Here is a 17,725-nt window from a genome sequence, read left to right as displayed (position 1 = left end):
GTGTTTATGCCAATTATTATTTGCATGTTAATTGCGTACAAATTTAGAATGTACCCAAATAAATCTCAAATTGACATAATTGAGAAACATTTTGGTGCTTGTAGATTTGTATATAATTTTGCCCTTGAAAAGAAGATTTTACACTATGAAACTGAAGGTAAATCTCTGTCAAGATTTGAGCTGAACAATATGCTTCCGGAACTAAAACAAAAGAATGAATGGCTAAAGGAAGTCAATTCACAGTCTCTTCAGGGAGCTACATTACATCTTGATAATGCATTTACTAAGTTTTTCAGAGAAAAGAAAGGATTTCCAAACTTTAAATCCAGGAAAAATCCAGTTCAGTCCTTTTCAGTTCCTCAGCATTATTCTGTTGATTTTGACCGGAATTTTGTTAAGTTGCCCAAAATTGGGTCTGTTAAAACGATATTTCACAGACAGTTTAGCGGTGATTTAAAGACTGCAACTATCTCCCGTAACAGTTCAGGTAAATATTTCATAAGTATTCTTGTTGATGACGGTACAGAGTATCCAGCACCTGAAACCTTTGACGCAAGTACTACAATTGGTCTTGATGTAGGTATAAAGGACTTTGTTGTTACATCGGATGGTAGAAAATACGACAATCCTAAATTTCTGAAAAACTCAGAAGCGCGGTTAAAAGTTCTTCAGAAGAGATTAAGCCGGAAAAAGAAAGGTTCTTCAAATTTCAGAAAAGCAAAATTACAGTTAGCAAAACAACATGAGATAGTAAGTAATCAGCGTAATGATTTTCAGCATAAAATTTCTTTTCAATTCATTAGCGAGAACCAAGCAGTTGCTGTTGAAACATTAAAGATTGAAAATTTACTTAAAAATCATAAGTTATCAAAAAGTATTTCTGATGCCGGATGGTCAGGTTTCTTTGACAAACTGAAGTATAAGGCAAAGCGGTATGGTAAGACTATATTGCAGATAGGACAGTTTGAACCATCTTCAAAAATTTGTAGCAATTGTGGCTATTATAATTCTGATATGACTTTGTCGGTAAGGGACTGGGTTTGTTCGGACTGTGGGATGCATCACGATCGGGATATTAATGCCGCGATAAATATTAAGAAATTTGCTCTTGATAAACAGAATCTAATTGGAATATAATATCTTTACACCCCTGGAACGGGGGGAAGGGCCTGTGGACTTACGAACAATGGTTTGGGGAATGAAGCAGGAAGCCTCTGGGTCTTTAGCCCAGAGGTAGTTCACGAATGTCTGCATGGGTCTGTCTTCTTATTAACTGAACCCATAATGTCTCTGAATAGTCCGGCTGAATGCTGTAATCTCTCTTAAAGAAAAGCATGATTGAAATTATTAAAACCAGAAAGTCGGAAGTGACAGTAAAACAGGAGAAGATAACAGACATTGAGGAAGACTGCTGGATTCACCTTACCGGCCCTTCTTCAGATGAGATCTCCTTCGTTGCAGGGCATACCGGTGTCCCTGAAGAATATCTGTACGCGGCACTTGATGAGGAGGAGAGAAGCCGCCTCGAATTTGAAGATGAGATAACCCTTATTGTCATTGATATTCCGGAGGAGACTTCTGAGACTACTCCGTATGAATACAGTACACTGCCTCTTGGGATAATGGTCGCCGGAAAGTATATGATTACAGTATGCCTGAGGAAAAATCCTCTGATTACAGGATATTTAAACGATGAATATCTGAAATACAGCACATTTAAACGGACAAGATTTCTCTTCCTGATTCTGTATAAAAACTCCCTGATGTACTTACGTTACCTGAGAATTCTGGATCGTAAATCCGGAGCAATTGAGATTAATCTTCAGAAGTCAATGAGGAACAGAGAACTGATTCAGCTCTTAAATATTGAAAAGAGCCTTGTATTCTTCTCCACGTCACTGAAGGGAAATGAGGGGGTACTTGAAAAAATCCTGAAATTCAGGCCGCTTAAGATGTATGAGGATGATACTGATCTCCTCGAGGATGTTATTATTGAGAATAAACAGGCCATTGAGATGGCAAATATCTATTCCAGCATTCTCTCCGGAATGATGGATGCGTTTGCGTCTGTCATTAACAATAATATGAATCAGGTTATGAAACTGCTTGCATCTGTCACAATTGTTATTGCAATTCCAAATATTATTGCAAGTCTCTTCGGGATGAATGTTCCTCTGCCGATGTCTGATAATTCTGCGGCCTTTCCCCTGCTGATGCTTCTCTCATTTATTCTCTCTTCTGTTCTTGTAATAGTCATGTGGAGAAAGAATTTTCTGTGATGGAACTTATTTTTTGTATAAAACTAACATATATTATCTGATATTTCAACTTCCGGAAATATCCATAAATAACTTAAAAATCAGCATATGTGGCGGAGTAAAAAATGCCTTTTGAGTATATCACATCTAATATTATTCTGAATGTCGCGGGTGTGGCTGTTTTTGCGATAACAGGTGTACTGGCAGGTTCAAAAAAAGGTATGGATATTTTTGGGGTTGTTGTAGTCGGCGTGATAACAGCACTTGGTGGCGGGACACTCAGGGATATAATTATTGATGCGCCGGTATTCTGGCTTGATAATGTTATCTATGTGTGGATTGCAGTTTTTGCAGCAGTTGTGGCATTTTTTATGGAAGATCTCTTATGGAGAACACATAAACCGCTTCTTCATCTTGATGCTGTTGGAATTGCGGTATTCAATATTCAGGCGATAGACAAAACTCTGCTTCTCGGGTACGGCCCTACTGTTGCGGTTATTATGGGCATCTTAACCGGAATTACAGGCGGTATTGTCAGAGATATGCTTACTGACCGGACAAATCTGATTTTAAGACCTGAACTGTATGCAACGCCGATTTTTACCGGGGGTATCATCTATGTAATGCTGATGATATATACCCCGGATACATTTGCATTAAATACAGTTATTGGTACACTGACTGTTATTGTCATCAGATTCGCGGCAATTCGGTGGAATCTCTGTTATCCTGAATTTCTTCGTGTTGCAGCCGAAAAGAATGATTAATATCAGTATTTTCCGGCAGGGATATATGTCCGGTGCAGCGGGAGTCTATCTCTGAGTCTGTCAAATAATATCCATCATCTTTTCTGAGTGCCGGAAATTATCTGCTGTTCAGAAACTCCTCAAACTTCTCAAGCGATATCTTCATGTCTCTTCTTCCAAATCCGATCCTGAAATTCCGGCTCCCAAAATCATAGATCTCTGAAGGAAGCAGAAGAACTCCGGAATTATTTATCGCTTCTAATGCAAAGTCCATACTCCCTTCTCCGGAAAGGATGGATGGAAAAGCAATTGGTCCGGCTTTTGGCTTTACCCATGAGAATGCACCCCAGTATCTCTCAAAAAAGCTGTCCAGATATGAGAGGTTTTCCTGTATTATTGCAATGTTTTTCCGGAAAATATCCTCCGATATAGTCAGGGCTGCGGTGGAGAGAAATTCGCTGGGTGCTGATGAGCATATTGTTGTGTAATCCTTAAAGGCCATTATTCGCTTTAATAGTTCTTTATCTCTGGATATCAGCCATCCTATTCTAAGCCCCGCCAGACCGAAAGCCTTTGACATAACTCCGATTGAGACTCCTCTGTCATAAATTTCTGCTATTGCAGGTAATCTGTCTTTTTTGTTATATTCAAGCCCCCTGTAAACCTCATCTGACAGTATGGTTATTTCTTTTCCGGCTGCAATATCCCTGATCTCTTTAAATTCATCGTATGAAAAATGATAACCGGTTGGGTTGTGGGGTGTGTTTATTACTATGGCCTTTGTATCTTCCTGAATCATCTCTTTTAATTTTTCAATGTCGGGTTTCCAGTCATCATCTTCATTCATCATCCATCTGCTTACTCTGCATCCTGCTGCCTCTGCTATCTGATATAGTGACTGGTATGCCGGGTACTGAACAATTACGTGATCGCCGGCACTCAGAAGTACGTTCATGAAGACAAATATTGCCTCTTCAGCACCTGCAAATACGATAACCTCGTCAGGATCGAGGTCAGAGTATAATTCAGAGATCTTTTCACGCAGCACAGGTGATCCTCCGGACTCCGTATATCCAAGGTGTAGTTCTCCAAGCTCAGATTGTGAATAATCAGTCATTGCAAGAAGTTCACTGATTGTCATTGACTGGCAGTCTGAGGTGCATAAGAGATGTGGTGCACTGAATTCATATTCTGCCAGAAACCTCTCAAGCCTGAATTCATCAATTTTCATAGGTTATAATATCTTTTTTTATCCTTCATATAGTCTGCCGGAAGTAGAGGCAGAGAGCTTCTTTTCTGATTATATCTGGCTATTGTCAGTGCAAATTATATTGTCTTATGCCGCAAATATTATCCGGATGAATTATCAGTTTGCTGCAAGAATGTCAAAGATGCCTGAATCTTTTATAGAGAGATTATTCTCACTCTCATCAAAACCAGGTGTCATCTCTTTCGCGGGCGGCCTTCCATCGGCAGAGCTTTTAGATGTTGAGGGCTTAAAATCGGCAGCAATCTCTGTATTTGAGGATGACGGCTGCGAGGCGCTTCAGTACACAACCACTGACGGATACATGCCGCTTCGTGAGTATATCGCAGAGAGGTACAATAAACGGCTTGGTCTTAATGCCAGTCCTGATGAGATCAGAATTGTCAATGGATCACAGCAGTGCCTTGATCTCGTTGCCAAGATATTCACTGACTCCGGAGACTGCATCGGCATGGAAAGGCCAGGCTATCTTGGTGCAATTGAGGCATTTTCATTGTATGAACCTGAGTTTTCAACAGTCGGCCTCTCTGATGACGGAATTGACACAGTGGAGTTTGAAGCTCTTATCCGGAAGAAAAATCCTGCATTCTTCTATGGAATCCCTAACTTTCAGAACCCTTCAGGAAGAACATATACTCCGGAAACCAGAAAGGAGATCGGAGAAATTCTAAAAGGTTCTTCAACGGTATTTTATGAGGATGATGCCTTTGGGGAACTCGCCTTTGACAGAAAGCCGAGAATCCCTGTTAAGGCATTTGCCGGTGAAAACGGGATTATGAGCGGTTCATTTTCAAAGATTATAGCTCCGGGAATGAGAATTGGCTGGATCTATGCTCCGTTGGAGATAATATCTCAGTTTGACAGTGCAAAGCAGGCAGCAGATCTCCATTCAAACTTTCTCTGCCAGAAGATTATGGCAAGGTACCTTCAGGATAATAACCTTGATTGCCATATCAGAAAGATCACATCAGTATATTCTGCAAGATGCCGTCTAATGCTGGATCTGATGGACGACCTCTTCATGGACCGCCTGACTCATACAAATCCTGAAGGCGGGATGTTCATGCTTGCCGGACTTCCGGCGGGGATTTCATCAATGACATTATTTGAGAGGGCACTTGCAGAAAATGTGGCTGTTCTTCCGGGAGTGCCATTTTATGCCGGTTCCGGCGGACTTGATAATATAAGGTTCAACTTCTCAAATGCAGATGAGGAGATGATAAAAACCGGTCTGGAAAGGCTTGATACTGCACTCCGATCCCTTGGTGTCTGAACCTTGTTCAGATGTCTCCTGAAATATTATTCTATATTATCTTAATATTTTTCACATTATCTTCGGGCTGGCAGAGATTACGGGAGATGGGTGACTTCTGTGTTTCATCCATCATTGTTAAGTCACTCTTTTTGTGGGTGACTTTTTGTGGAAAAATATATTTATTAAAGAAACGCTATTATCTCTGTTATGCCCGGAAATGTAAGCAGTGGTGATAAATTAACATATGCGATAATCGGAATTATCATCATCGCCTCAATCCTGGCATTCTGGGATTTTGCCGGCGTAATTATCATCGCCGGATCATTTACCATATTCCTTCTTCCGGCACACAGGTACCTCTGCCGGTATATGAGAGGCGGTTTCTCATCCGCAATTCTGACCACTGCCGTTGCTGTGGGTATAGTTGGTGCAATGTATGTCGCAGCCATTGTATTGTATGATAATCTGGACTACCTGATGTCACTGATAAATTCTATCCTTGAGTGGTTTAACAATGAACTGTTCTCAGGTGGTTCTGTTTATGGTGAGAAGGTAAATCCACTTCCCTGGATCTCGGATTTTTTCCAGTCTTCACTTGATGAGATGAGGAATTATCTGCTGGGCCTTCTTGTAATGGCACCAATGCTTGCTATAAAAATAATGATACTCTTTCTCTCGATATTTCTCTTTCTGTTATTCGGTGAAAAGATGTACACTGAGATTGAGGGCATTCTGCCTGAGGACAGTTCTGATACAGTTGTAATTATGCGCAATTCCGTTGTGGATATGCTTTATGCACTATTTAATGTTCATATTGCAGTTGCACTGGCTGTATTTTTTGTGGCATTCCCGGTATTTTATATTCTTGGCTATGGGCATATTATGTTTTATGCTGTTCTCTCCGGAATTCTGGCTTTAATTCCGATCTTCGGGCCGGTTGTGCTCATTGCCTTTCTTATTCTGTATGCCGTCTCAGTCTCTGACTGGTACGGCCTGTTAATTATTCTTGCAATTGCATGGCCGCTTTTATGTGCCATTCCTGACTGGTGGATGAGGCCTGTTCTTATGGGCAAAAGAGCGAGTATAAATCCTGTACTGATGTTTATTGCATTCTTTGGAGGTATTGCTGTAATGGGTATTTTAGGATTTATCATGGGGCCTGTCTTCATCGCACTGCTGATAGGCTGCTACAGGATTCTTCTCCATAAATTTGGTGATGGTAACGGTGATGGGCGGGATGTTAGATCTGATCTATGATGGCGGATGCAGTTTGTATTTGGTATGAAATCCTGGTCCCGCCTCAATAATTTCCGGAAAATACATTGGTAAAGTTAATATCTGATTGCTGTATTTATAGTATATAGTTGAGCATAGTCAGATTTCCGGAATTACAGGTTGATACTGTTATTTCTCCGGCTTTTTGTTATGCTGTATTATGAGGTTTATAAATGGATTGGCTTGGTGCAATTTCGGTTCTGCTTGGAATAATGCTTATTATTCTTGGTGTTGGTATGACTTTCTCAATTGATATTATTGAAACTGTTGTTGAAAAATTTCTTGGGGTAATAGCAATAATATTTGGTGTTGTTCTGCTCTCCGGTGGATATATGATTGTTAAACAGGAATGATTCTCTGAATCTCCTATGAAACATTTGTTTCATCTTCCATCTGTGAACCCGCAGGTTCATGAATGACTTTTTTTGTGATAAGGCGGTGTTTTCTGCATAATCTTACTGTTTTATGCAGTAGTGTTCTTACTTTAAAGAGAGATTTTTATGATTATTCCGGATATTTTTAAATATTTATCCTGACTTTAATTTTGATATAGTCTGAATTGATTTACCCTTACTGCCTCTATCAGTATCATATCAGGTTCACCGGTAAATTACTGCCGGATATTCTGTTTCTGAGGATATTGCTGTATCTCCTTTAGAATATCTGTCAGAAAACCCCGGTTATAATCGCAGTTAAAAAAGAGTTTTTAGTTAAATTTCAGTATTTAGTGGCTGTGGCTGCATATGCTGCCTGAGCTTTCAAGATTGCCTTTTGCAAACTCTTCAGCAACTTCTCTGATTGGCCCTGCAATTCCGGTGAACACATTTATTCCCTTACTGTTAAAGATATTGACAGCGCCTCCGCCCATGCCTCCGGCGATGACATCGGTTACACCGACTGATGACAGGAATTCAGGAATAACACCCGGTCTGTGTTCCGGACTTTCAACAAAATCCTCTGATTTTATCTCTTTGTCTTCAATCTCAAAAAGGACAAAGCCTTCGCACTGTCCGAAATGTTCTGATACAGCGTCTCCCTGTTTTGCTATAGCAAGTTTCATTTTTTAATCACTTCCTGAATTTATTTCTTCATCGTAATAAGGGCATTCGTCAGATCTTCTTCTGCATCTGCCTCTGCCCGGATAATTATCCTTATGAATATCTTCATTACTGATTATTATCAGTTTTCTGTTTACAAGGGCATCTGCAACTTTCTTTCTGCCCTCATGAAGATCTCTCCAGAGCGTTCTCCTTGAAACTCCCATCTTTGATGCGGCAGTCTCCTGATTGTTCCCTTCGAGATCGACAAGCCTTATTGATTCCAGTTCTTCCGGAAGAATCCTAACGAATTCATTCTCTCCTCTGCCGGGTGAGGCTGGCTCAAAAAACTCACATGAACTGTTATTGTCCATAGATCGTCTTTTTCTGGGCCTGCCCCGTCCCCTTCCCCTGAATTCGTTTTCATCTTCCATCAGAGAATCTTCTCCGATAAATTTATGCAGATATTTTTTACTGCGTCTGATGCCGGAGAATTAATTTTCGTAACCGGAATTCCACTTCTGACAGATTCAATGACTGTTTTGTCAAATGGAATTTCGCCAAGCATAGGGACTTCTGATTCATTGAGGTAGTCCCTGATCTCCCTGGTAATCCCGGGGTTGAGATCTGCCTTGTTAATGCAGGCGAATATCTCAACCGGCAGTTTTTCCAGAACCTGAACAAGTCTCTTTAAGTCATGTAACCCTGACTGGCTTGGTTCGGTTACAATGAGGGCATAATCAGTGCCACTCATTGTGGACTGTAGAGGGCATCCGATTCCGGGCGGGCCGTCTATGAGCATTAACGTTTCATCTGTGACCTCTTCAAGGGCGTATTTCTTGATCTCATGAACGAGAAGCCCTGTTGCTCCGGCACCTGCTTTCAGTTCGGAATAAACAACTGTGCCGTACGGGGAATTGGCTATGAATACCTCACCGCAGATATTATCATTAAGTTCAATACATTCTGCCGGGCAGACAAGGCCGCAGACTCCGCATCCCTCACATTTCAGGTTGTCAATGAGATATGTTCCGTCCTTTCTGTCAATTACAGAATCAAAGCGGCAGAATTCATAGCATTCGCCGCAGCCTATACACTTGTCCTGATCAATTTCAGCAATTTTAAGGCCTGCATGTGGAATTCTCCGGATAATTTCGGGCTTTAAGATCAGATCCAGATTGGAGGCATCAGCATCGGCATCACAGATTATCATTTTTGCATTGATCCGGTCAGCAAGCCCGCCTGTTACAATCGTCTTGCCTGTTCCGCCCTTGCCGCTTATTACTGCAATTTTTTTCATGCTTCACCCCCTGCCATCTTCTGAATTTCATCAAACAGTGCCAGAAATTCTTTCTGGTATTTTTCAGAATGTGCAGAGAGTATCTCTCCGTTGCCCTGTATCTCTGCAATCTCTTTTTCAAACGGAATTCTCATCAGGATGGGTATATTCATCTCTTCTGAAAGTATTTCAATTACTTCATCCTGTCCGTCACTTCTGTTTATGACTATACATGCCGGAATGTTTCTCTCCTTTACAACCTCTGCGGCAAGTTTTATGTCATGCATTCCAAATGGTGTTGATTCTGCAACCAGAATGGAAAAGTCAATGCTGTCAACAGTTTCAACCATTGAACAGGCAGTGCCCGGTGGTGAATCAAGGATGGTTATCTGTGAACCGGTGATTTTCTCTGCCGCTTTTTTGACATCCTTAATCACATCAGGCGCTTTTATCTCGCCGATATTAAGTATGCCTGTAATCAGTGTCAGATTTTCTGAGGGCTGTGATGTGAGAATTCTGCCTATAGAAACTTCTGTTTCGCTTACTGCATCAGCAGGGCATAGTATTCTGCATCCGCCGCATGAATGACACATCTCTTTTAAGAAGAGAAGTTTATCTTTTCCGACAATCAGTGCACCATAATTGCAGAACCTCGCACAGTCTCCGCAGAGTGTGCATTTTTCCATGTCAAATTCAGGCAGAGGCACTTTAACCTCTTTTTCAGTCTCCTCTGCATCAAAGAAGAGATGAAGATTTGGCTCCTCAACATCACAGTCTGCAAGAACCACTTTCTCTCTTAATGCAAGGCTGTATGCAAGGTTTACAGATACTGTGGATTTTCCTGTTCCGCCCTTGCCGCTTGCAACCGCTATCTTCATCAGGTTCTCCTGAATCAGGCCTTATTTTTGTTATACACTTCTTCGGCACTGCCGCCGTTACGGTCGAGAACAACTTCAATTCCTGCCATCTGAAGTGCAGATGCAGCATTTCCACCGACATTTCCGGTGATGACCTTATTTACACTGTTATCAACAAGAAGCTGTGCAGCTCTTGGGCCGACACCTGATGCCTCCTGAGAGTATGGATTTTTAACTGCCTTACATTCATCTGATTCAGTGTCAAATATGAGGAAATATGGTGTTCTTCCAAATCTTCCTTCAAAAACCGAATCTTTATTTTCCCCTTTGGATGTTACTGCTACTTTCATAATTTACCTCTGTTAATTATGCTCATATGGGCATAAATAGTTTGGTTATTATACATTCCGGACTGCATGCCGGAATAAGTATTTAGGATTATGTAGTCGTGGTGAGCTGAAATATCTTCCTGAAGTTGTCGGGAATAATTTTATATTTTGGCTGCGGCCTGTTTTAATATATAATGTTGTGTATGGTTGCAAACCGGAATCTTTAATATGATGGGTTATATATAAGAAATAATGGTGTCGGGGTCCGGGAGTTTTGAGGCCTTCACAGGGCTTGAGGCTGCAATAGTTTTGATCTCATTTGTCGTAGTTGCGGCAGTATTTTCCTTTGTTGTGCTTGGAACCGGTTTTTTTGTGACGGAGAAGAGTGAGGAGGTCATAAATTCAGGCCTGAAGGAGACTTCAAATTCCCTTAATCTCTTTGGAACGGTTGTTGCCAAAGTAAAAGTATCTGATCCTGAACTGAGGTACATAATGTTTTATCTTGAGCAGTGCGGAGGCGGAACAGGCATTGATATCAATAAAATTTCGTATGAAATCTCTACTGATGAATTTATTAAGGATTTCCCTCCGGGAGATTCATCTGTTGAATATGTCTGGAAAATAAGTCCGGATGATGACAACATTCTTGAGGATGGTGAAATTCTGAGGGTCAGGATTTATCCTGATTCCGTCTCACTTGCCGGAGGGGATTCATTTAAGTGCTCTGTCATTCCGTCTGAAGGGCACGGGATATTTTTCAGTCGTGATATTCCTGATAATCTGGTTAAGAATGATTACTACGAACTTGTCTGAAATAAACTGTCATGGTCTGATTTTAGTTATTTTTTTGTGTGGATAGAATGTCTGGGGGGATTTTTACTGCAATCGCAGATGAAGAGGCATTTACGGGACTTGAAGCTGCAATAGTCCTTATTGCATTTGTTATTGTGGCTGCTGTATTCTCGTATGTGGTTCTGGATGCCGGATTTAATGCTGCTGCACAGGATGTAAAATCAGTTCATGATGGTGTGGGCATGTCATCAACTTTCCTGAATCTGAATGGTGATATGTATGCGGGTGTAAACCGGCATTTTTCCCCGGTAAGGGTGGATCTGATATTAATCCCGGTTTCAATAAATCCAACAGGCGATCCTGTTGACTTCACAAAGGTCAATGTTGTCTGTATAAGCAGGGATCACTATGATGAATTAATTCCATCCGATCCTTTAATGACTGAAAGTCCGGCAATAAATCACTGGAGCATAAAATCTGTCAGCAATGGTGACGAAAATAACTTCCTTGAATCCGGCGAGATATTTGTTCTGGATTTGAAACTGCTCAATTTACTGCTGCCATATGAGGACTTTACTGTCGAAATTCAGCCGTCTGACTGTGCTGTTATGACTCTGAGGAAGGAAATTCCGGCAGGGCTTGAATCAAAGTGTTATGTGGTACTTTAGAATTTTAGTGCGGAATTGTCAATTAGTTTGGATCTTCCGGCTGATAAGTCTGAAAAGTCTGGAATCCGGAATAATTCCGGATTAAAACCGTACCATGCGGGGTAATTTTCCGGGTAAAAAAATTATTTAAATTAAAAAAATATTATGCCAGGTAGTCAGCAGGCTCAGGGATCTGTTCCTTAAGGCCTTTGCGCTGCCTGATAGCTTTTACAATCTCTTTGAGCATTCCCTGCGGAATGGTCTCAAATCCTGCAAATTCTGTGGACCACATTGCACGGCCTTCAGTTGCTGAACGGATATCGCCTGCAAAACCAAAGAGTTCTGCAACCGGCGCTTTACCGGAGACTATCATGGTGTCACCTTCGGACTGCATATCATAGACCTGTCCACGGCGTCCCTGGAGAAGTCCTGTTGCACTGCCCATGTGATCCTGCGGCACTGTGATCTGGATATTCTGCATAGGTTCAAGAAGTGAATCGCCGGCCATAAGAAGACCTGCTTTTACAGCTGAACGGACTGCCGGAATAACCTGTGCAGGGCCACGGTGGATTGCATCCTCGTGAAGTTTTACATCAACCAGGCTGATCTTGACATTCTGCACAAGTTCATCTGCAAGAGGTCCGCCCTCAAGTGCCTCGCGCCATCCGTCAAGAACAAGTTCCATTGTTTCATTCAGGTACTGGATACCCTTTGTCATATCGAGGAATATATTTGTTCCCTCAATTGCTTTGAGACTCTTTGCTTCGTCCTTGTCAAATCCTGATTCGCGAAGGAGTTCACGGCGTTCCATCTGTGGCATATCCATTGAGAGTTCACCGTCTTTGATGAGCTTGACAATGTTTTCAGCCATAGGTTCAACTATGATGTAGAATCTGTTGTGGCGGTTAGGTGACTTACCTTCAACCGGGCCTGCTCTTCCTGTGACTGTTTCACGGTACACAACAATTGGCGGGGAGGTTACGATCTCAACACCTTTGTCACGTGCAATACGTCCGGTGATGATCTCAAGGTGAAGCTCTCCCATACCTGAGATGAGGTGCTCTCCTGTCTCTTCATCGATTGTGACACGGACTGTCGGGTCTTCCTTTGCAACCTGTCTTAAGACAGTAACGAGCTTTGGAAGATCCTTCATGTTCTTTGCCTCGACAGCAACTGTCATGACAGGTTCTGAGTAGTGCTTGAGCGACTCAAACGGAGTCATATCCATAAGGGAGCTGACTGTTGATCCGACAATTGCATCTTTAAGGCCTGTTACAGCTGCGATGTTTCCTGCCGGAAGTGACTCAACTTCAATTCTCTCAGCACCCATGAAGATACCTACCTGTGTGAGGCGGTTGACTTTCATTGCAGATCCCATGACGTACAGTTCACTGCCGCGTCTGAGTGTGCCTGAGAAGAGACGGCCTGTTGCAACTTCTCCTGCGTGCTGGTCAAATGAGATGTCAGTGACCATCAGGCATGCAGCCCCGTTTGGATCGCAGGAGAGCATTGATTTGCCTTCAGCTGTGCTTGGATCTCCGTGCTGCCAGATGATAGGTACACGGCGTTTCTGGGCCTGATCCGGATTTGGAAGGTGGCGGACAACCATGTCAAGAACAACGTCGCAGAGCGGACTTCTTTTTCCAAGCTCCTTCATGTTCTCTGCTTTACAGAGATCATAGACATCCTTGAATGAGATGCCACTCTCTTTCATATACGGTACTGATATTGCCCAGTTATAGAGAGCTGATCCGAATGCAACTCTGCCGTCTGCTGCGTCAAGTTTCCATCCGTTCTTGTAGGCCTCTTCGTTCATTCCTTTGATGAGCTTGTTGACCTTGTCGATTACCTTTCCAAGGCGGATCTGCATCTCCATCTCATCAACTTTAAGTTCATTGATAAGACGGTCAACTTTGTTTATGAAGAGAACGGGCATTACACCCTCTTTGAGTGCCTGGCGAAGAACAGTCTCAGTCTGAGGCATTGTTCCCTCAACAGCATCCACAAGAACGACTGCACCGTCAACAGCACGCATTGCGCGTGTGACATCCCCACCGAAGTCAACGTGACCTGGTGTATCAATCATGTTGATGAGGTACTCTTTTCCCTTGTACGTGTGAACCATTGAGACGTTTGAGGAATCAATTGTAATTCCACGTGCCTGCTCTTCCTCATCAGAGTCCATCCAGCATGCTTTTCCGGCAATCTCATCACTGATCATGCCTGCACCTGCAAGGAGGTTGTCTGAGAGTGTTGTCTTTCCGTGATCAATGTGAGCTACAATACCGATGTTTCTGATGTTCTCCGGATTTGACATCAGTCCTGTAACTCTTTCTACCATCTTTTTTCGTCTGGTCATGTAAGATTCACCAAAAAAAAGTAATTAATTTATTATATTAACGTGCAGATTTTGCAACACGTTCGCGTTCTTCTTTCTTTGAAACAGCAAAACTGCGTGATTCACCTGCGGCAGCGGCGATAAGCTCATCTGCAAGACATGCAGCGACAGGTTTCTTCTTTTTGTGGCTTGCCTGAAGGACAGCACGTGCAAGGAAGATAAGTGCAGTATCAATACGGCGCTGTGGTGCTGTATCGACTGACTTTGGTACGTTGATACCACCATACTTCAGACGTACGGTCTCTTCACGTGGGCCTGCATTTGCAATAGCGTCAATTAAAACCTCAACAGGGTTTCTCTTTGTCTTCTTGTTGACGATATCAAAGGCATCCTTTACAATTCTGGTTGTAAGTTCTTTTTTACCGGTATTTGCCTCAGTCTGCATCAGCCTGTTAATCAGGCGCTCAACAATGAGCATATTTGATTTTGCAAACTGCTGGTGCTGGTACCTTCCGCCTGAGTGCGGGACAATAAGTGAGTCAACACTGACATAGCGGACAAGACCCGGATCGTTGATCTGGACTTCTGAGAGGTCCCATTTGTTGAAGAGGAGGTAGCACGGTCTGGTTTGTGGCTCTTCTGCTTCTTCCACAACGGGAGCTTCTGTATTTTCGATTATTTCTTCTGCTGTCATAGGGATCACCTGCGTGGCTTCTCTTTCCTTCCAAGAACCATTTCACGGAGACAGACGTTGTTTACTTCTGTAACCTGGAAACGAACTCCCGGAATATCTCCCTTTGAACGGCCGAGACGACCGCCGATACCTTCGATGGTGACTTCGTCGTGCTCATCAATGAAGTTGATAGCGCCGTCGCCGACTGCGAATGCAGTGACCTGGCGGCCGTTTTTGATAAGCTGAACACGGACACACTTACGGATAGCTGAGTTTGGCTGTTTTGCCTCTACTCCTACCTTTTCGAGTACAATACCGCGTCCCTGTGGTGCTCCTTCCAGAGGATCGGACTTGATGTCAAGACCAAGCTGGCGTCTCGCGTAATTCGGGTCGCGCCATCTGTTCTTCTTGGCATCGCTTTTACACTTTCTTGCTGCGAATTTACCGTTTCCCATTGAATAACCTCAATGTATATTTTTTGTTGGAAAACACCTTTTTCCTCTTCAGGATGCAGATGTTTTCCTGGGGTGCCTCATCAGAAAGACAGGTCTTTCCTTTGTGGCCGTAATTCCTGATGTGACATAGCTGCCCGCATCCGGAAATACTATTTTTTGCCTCTTAATTTTGCGCTGGGCGCCTGAAATTGATAAATTGTGGCTATTGAGTGATCCATGAGAACTCTGAAAAAGATCGAGGCTAATCTTTTTGAATTGTCAGGAAACGGGCAGATACACGAGCGCCGCTGTCCTCACCGCCGCTGCCACCGGTACCAGATTTCTCCCTAAAATCTTGACTTACTGAGTATTAATATCTATTACTCATCTTCCATTTCTGCGCGTTTTGTCCGGTTTCATATATTTTTGTCCACCGGAATGTTGCGCCTGTTAATTTCTTCATTTTATCTTTTGATTGGCCAATTGGGTTGAAATTGTCGTTTTTTTAGTTTTGCTGTCAGGTCTGCCTGTCTGGCTGTTTCTTAATTATATCACATATTGTGACTGTTTTGTCAGTATTTCTCTATGCGCGTAATGTCCGCCTCTTTGCATGGCTGAAATTATATCTGATTCCAGGCAGTTTTTTGTTCCTGCAAAACCTGTACTGATAGTATAGTCCATTACTTCCGGGGTATAAATACTGTTCAGGGAATTTGTGATAATTATGACTATACGCATCTACAAGGAAGTATATATTGAGGCAAGCCACAGGCTTATGCACTATAAAGGGAAGTGTAACAGACTTCACGGACATCAGTGGAGAATTGAGGTCTGGGCAGAGGGTGAGACTGCTGGTGACAGCATGATTCTTATTGATTATAATGTGATTAAAGAGGCTGTGAACCGCTATGATCATGAGGTCATCCTGAATAAGGATGACCCTATGGCAGAATGCCTTGGTCAGTTTCAGGAAGTAATTAAAACAGACGGTGACCCAACCAGTGAGCTTCTATCTGAAAGAATTGCTGCTGATATTCAGGCAGAATGTGACAATGCAGGCATCACTGCAACAGTCACACGCTGCCGGGTGTGGGAGTCAACATCCTGCTATGCTGACTGGAACATAACCGAGTAATTTGGATTTAACCGGAAAAACCAGATATGAAAGTAGTAGAGATTTTCAGCAGCCTTCAGGGAGAAGGAAAGAATCAGGGCCGTCCCACGACCTTTGTCAGATTTTCCGGGTGCAACCTCAGGTGCGCCTGGTGTGATACGCCTGAATCACAGGACGGTACATCCGGGGAGGAGATGACTCCCGATGAGGTCATCGGTGAGATTAAGAAGAGGAGTTTTAGCAACATCTGCATTACCGGCGGAGAACCCCTCCTGTGGATGGATGAACTTCTTCCTCTCTTAAGTGCCCTTGATTCAGAAGGATATATCATCGATATAGAGACTAACGGGACAATAGATCCGACCCCGCTGATGGATTTTGCTTCGATCTGCATGGACGTTAAATGTCCGTCTTCAGGTGAGGTCAGTGATCTCTCCCTCCTTAAAAAACTGCGAAACAGGGATTCTGTTAAATTCGTAGTCTCCGGGAAGGAGGATCTGGAATACGCTGAGAATGTTATACAATCCTGTGCTTCCCTTCCGGAAATATTTCTCTCGCCTGTATCCGGATCTGACTACAGGGCTGTTTCAGATTATATTCTGGATAATAAACTCCCATGCAGAATGCAGATTCAGCTGCATAAGATAATTGGTGTGAAATAATGGCTCAAAATAAAAAAGCGGTATGCCTTCTTTCAGGTGGTATGGACTCATCAACCCTTGCATATCTTGCAAAGGATATGGGGTATGATATCTGTGCCCTCCATACGACATATGGGCAGAGGACTGAGAAGAAAGAGGGGCAGTGTGCTGAAAAGATTGCAGAACTTCTTGGAGCAGTAGAGTTTGCTGTTGTCCCTCTGGACTACTTCTCCTCTTTTGGCGGCAGTTCTCTGACTGACAAAGGGCTTACTGTCCATGATCATGATAATTCCGGTAAATCTACCGGTGATGCTGTGGATTTGAGCCGGGATAATGATCAGGGCGGGGAGAGCATCCCTAATACCTATGTCCCGTTCAGGAATGCAAACCTCCTCTCAATTGCAACAAGCTATGCTGAGGCCAAAGGTGCGGATGCGATATTCATAGGTGTTCAGGCATCAGATTACAGTGGTTATCCGGACTGCCGCCCGGAATTTATTGATGCCTTTCAGAAGGTGATTGATCTCGGCACTTCGGATGATACAGATATAAAGCTTATAACGCCTTTTGTCAACCTTAATAAAACAGAGATATTAAAGAAGGGATTTGAACTTGGTGTGCCATATGAGTACACATGGTCATGCTACAGGGATGATCATCCTGCATGCGGAAGCTGTGATTCCTGCTATTTCAGGCTGAAGGCATTTAAAGAGGCCGGCAGAAGTGATCCGATTGAATACAGAAATAATCTCTGTGACTAAAGTTATATAACTAAAATAATGA

Annotated in this window: 20 protein-coding genes; 11 read left to right on the top strand and 9 right to left on the bottom strand. The window is 42.7% G+C overall.

Annotated features, from left to right (window positions below):
* The first annotated feature begins 6 nt into the window (after positions 1 to 6).
* The 3 genes from tnpB (at position 7) to L6E24_RS05630 (ending at position 3,025) form a co-directional block, all read left to right on the top strand.
* A complete protein-coding gene (tnpB, locus tag L6E24_RS05640) occupies positions 7 to 1,137 on the top strand; it encodes an IS200/IS605 family element RNA-guided endonuclease TnpB (protein WP_257743731.1) in 1,131 nt (376 codons plus the stop codon).
* 197 nt (positions 1,138 to 1,334) lie between these two features.
* Positions 1,335 to 2,279: a magnesium transporter CorA family protein gene (locus L6E24_RS05635; protein ID WP_257743730.1), complete on the top strand. Its 945-nt coding sequence runs from the start codon at positions 1,335 to 1,337 to the stop codon at positions 2,277 to 2,279.
* Between the two features lie 104 nt (positions 2,280 to 2,383).
* Positions 2,384 to 3,025 carry a trimeric intracellular cation channel family protein gene (locus tag L6E24_RS05630; protein ID WP_257743729.1) on the top strand — a complete coding sequence of 214 codons (642 nt, stop codon included), beginning with the start codon at positions 2,384 to 2,386 and terminating at the stop codon, positions 3,023 to 3,025.
* A gap of 97 nt (positions 3,026 to 3,122) precedes the next feature.
* On the opposite strand, the gene L6E24_RS05625 is transcribed toward L6E24_RS05630, so the two are convergent.
* A complete protein-coding gene (locus tag L6E24_RS05625; RefSeq protein WP_257743728.1) occupies positions 3,123 to 4,235 on the bottom strand; it encodes an aminotransferase class I/II-fold pyridoxal phosphate-dependent enzyme in 1,113 nt (370 codons plus the stop codon).
* 127 nt (positions 4,236 to 4,362) lie between these two features.
* Here L6E24_RS05625 and L6E24_RS05620 point away from each other — a divergent pair, with 127 nt between their 5' ends.
* The 3 genes from L6E24_RS05620 (at position 4,363) to L6E24_RS05610 (ending at position 7,154) form a co-directional block, all read left to right on the top strand.
* Positions 4,363 to 5,544 carry an aminotransferase-like domain-containing protein gene (locus L6E24_RS05620; RefSeq protein ID WP_257743727.1) on the top strand — a complete coding sequence of 394 codons (1,182 nt, stop codon included), beginning with the start codon at positions 4,363 to 4,365 and terminating at the stop codon, positions 5,542 to 5,544.
* Positions 5,545 to 5,733: 189 nt separating this feature from the next.
* Positions 5,734 to 6,783, top strand: coding sequence for an AI-2E family transporter (locus tag L6E24_RS05615; protein ID WP_257743726.1), 1,050 nt, complete (start codon positions 5,734 to 5,736; stop codon positions 6,781 to 6,783).
* Between the two features lie 191 nt (positions 6,784 to 6,974).
* A complete protein-coding gene (locus L6E24_RS05610) occupies positions 6,975 to 7,154 on the top strand; it encodes an MFS transporter permease (protein WP_257743725.1) in 180 nt (59 codons plus the stop codon).
* A gap of 371 nt (positions 7,155 to 7,525) precedes the next feature.
* Here the strand turns inward: L6E24_RS05610 and L6E24_RS05605 are convergent, their stop codons facing one another.
* The 5 genes from L6E24_RS05605 to L6E24_RS05585 are packed head-to-tail and all read right to left on the bottom strand — an operon-like array spanning position 7,526 to position 10,324.
* Positions 7,526 to 7,861, bottom strand: coding sequence for a NifB/NifX family molybdenum-iron cluster-binding protein (locus tag L6E24_RS05605; RefSeq protein ID WP_257743724.1), 336 nt, complete (start codon positions 7,859 to 7,861; stop codon positions 7,526 to 7,528).
* A gap of 3 nt (positions 7,862 to 7,864) precedes the next feature.
* A complete protein-coding gene (locus tag L6E24_RS05600) occupies positions 7,865 to 8,272 on the bottom strand; it encodes a DUF134 domain-containing protein (protein ID WP_257743723.1) in 408 nt (135 codons plus the stop codon).
* Entirely contained in the window at positions 8,272 to 9,138 is an 867-nt protein-coding gene (locus L6E24_RS05595) for an ATP-binding protein (RefSeq protein WP_257743722.1), read from the bottom strand. The genes L6E24_RS05600 and L6E24_RS05595 overlap by 1 nt, the downstream gene beginning before the upstream one ends.
* Positions 9,135 to 9,995 (bottom strand): nucleotide-binding protein, encoded by an 861-nt coding sequence (locus tag L6E24_RS05590; RefSeq protein WP_257743721.1) that lies wholly within the window; start codon positions 9,993 to 9,995, stop codon positions 9,135 to 9,137. Before L6E24_RS05590 ends, L6E24_RS05595 begins: the two co-directional genes overlap by 4 nt.
* A gap of 14 nt (positions 9,996 to 10,009) precedes the next feature.
* On the bottom strand, positions 10,010 to 10,324 hold the full coding sequence (locus tag L6E24_RS05585; RefSeq protein WP_257743720.1) for a NifB/NifX family molybdenum-iron cluster-binding protein: 315 nt from the start codon (positions 10,322 to 10,324) through the stop codon (positions 10,010 to 10,012).
* Between the two features lie 231 nt (positions 10,325 to 10,555).
* On the opposite strand from L6E24_RS05585, the gene L6E24_RS05580 reads away from it, so the two are divergent.
* Both L6E24_RS05580 and L6E24_RS05575 read left to right on the top strand, forming a co-directional pair.
* Positions 10,556 to 11,116, top strand: a complete 561-nt coding sequence (locus tag L6E24_RS05580; protein WP_257743719.1) for an archaellin family protein — start codon at positions 10,556 to 10,558, stop codon at positions 11,114 to 11,116.
* A gap of 47 nt (positions 11,117 to 11,163) precedes the next feature.
* A complete protein-coding gene (locus L6E24_RS05575) occupies positions 11,164 to 11,763 on the top strand; it encodes a flagellin (RefSeq protein ID WP_257743718.1) in 600 nt (199 codons plus the stop codon).
* Positions 11,764 to 11,905: 142 nt separating this feature from the next.
* Here L6E24_RS05575 and L6E24_RS05570 read toward each other — a convergent pair whose 3' ends face one another.
* The 3 genes from L6E24_RS05570 to L6E24_RS05560 are packed head-to-tail and all read right to left on the bottom strand — an operon-like array spanning position 11,906 to position 15,208.
* A complete protein-coding gene (locus tag L6E24_RS05570; protein ID WP_257743717.1) occupies positions 11,906 to 14,101 on the bottom strand; it encodes an elongation factor EF-2 in 2,196 nt (731 codons plus the stop codon).
* Between the two features lie 37 nt (positions 14,102 to 14,138).
* Positions 14,139 to 14,774, bottom strand: coding sequence for a 30S ribosomal protein S7 (locus L6E24_RS05565; protein WP_257743716.1), 636 nt, complete (start codon positions 14,772 to 14,774; stop codon positions 14,139 to 14,141).
* A gap of 5 nt (positions 14,775 to 14,779) precedes the next feature.
* Positions 14,780 to 15,208 carry a 30S ribosomal protein S12 gene (locus tag L6E24_RS05560; protein ID WP_004076668.1) on the bottom strand — a complete coding sequence of 143 codons (429 nt, stop codon included), beginning with the start codon at positions 15,206 to 15,208 and terminating at the stop codon, positions 14,780 to 14,782.
* A 703-nt stretch (positions 15,209 to 15,911) separates the two neighbouring features.
* Here L6E24_RS05560 and L6E24_RS05555 point away from each other — a divergent pair.
* Genes L6E24_RS05555 through queC form a run of 3 tightly spaced genes read left to right on the top strand, consistent with a single transcriptional unit; the run spans position 15,912 to position 17,703 of the window.
* Positions 15,912 to 16,322: a 6-carboxytetrahydropterin synthase gene (locus tag L6E24_RS05555; RefSeq protein WP_257743715.1), complete on the top strand. Its 411-nt coding sequence runs from the start codon at positions 15,912 to 15,914 to the stop codon at positions 16,320 to 16,322.
* Between the two features lie 26 nt (positions 16,323 to 16,348).
* Positions 16,349 to 16,963: a 7-carboxy-7-deazaguanine synthase QueE gene (locus L6E24_RS05550; RefSeq protein ID WP_257743714.1), complete on the top strand. Its 615-nt coding sequence runs from the start codon at positions 16,349 to 16,351 to the stop codon at positions 16,961 to 16,963.
* A complete protein-coding gene (queC, locus tag L6E24_RS05545; protein WP_257743713.1) occupies positions 16,963 to 17,703 on the top strand; it encodes a 7-cyano-7-deazaguanine synthase QueC in 741 nt (246 codons plus the stop codon). Before L6E24_RS05550 ends, queC begins: the two co-directional genes overlap by 1 nt.
* Positions 17,704 to 17,725 lie beyond the last annotated feature (22 nt).

Origin of the sequence: Methanoplanus endosymbiosus, from assembly GCF_024662215.1 — an archaeon.
GTDB classification, from domain to species: domain Archaea; phylum Halobacteriota; class Methanomicrobia; order Methanomicrobiales; family Methanomicrobiaceae; genus Methanoplanus; species Methanoplanus endosymbiosus.
Note: the sequence above shows the minus strand (reverse complement) of the source record. Positions and strands in the feature narration are given on the sequence as shown.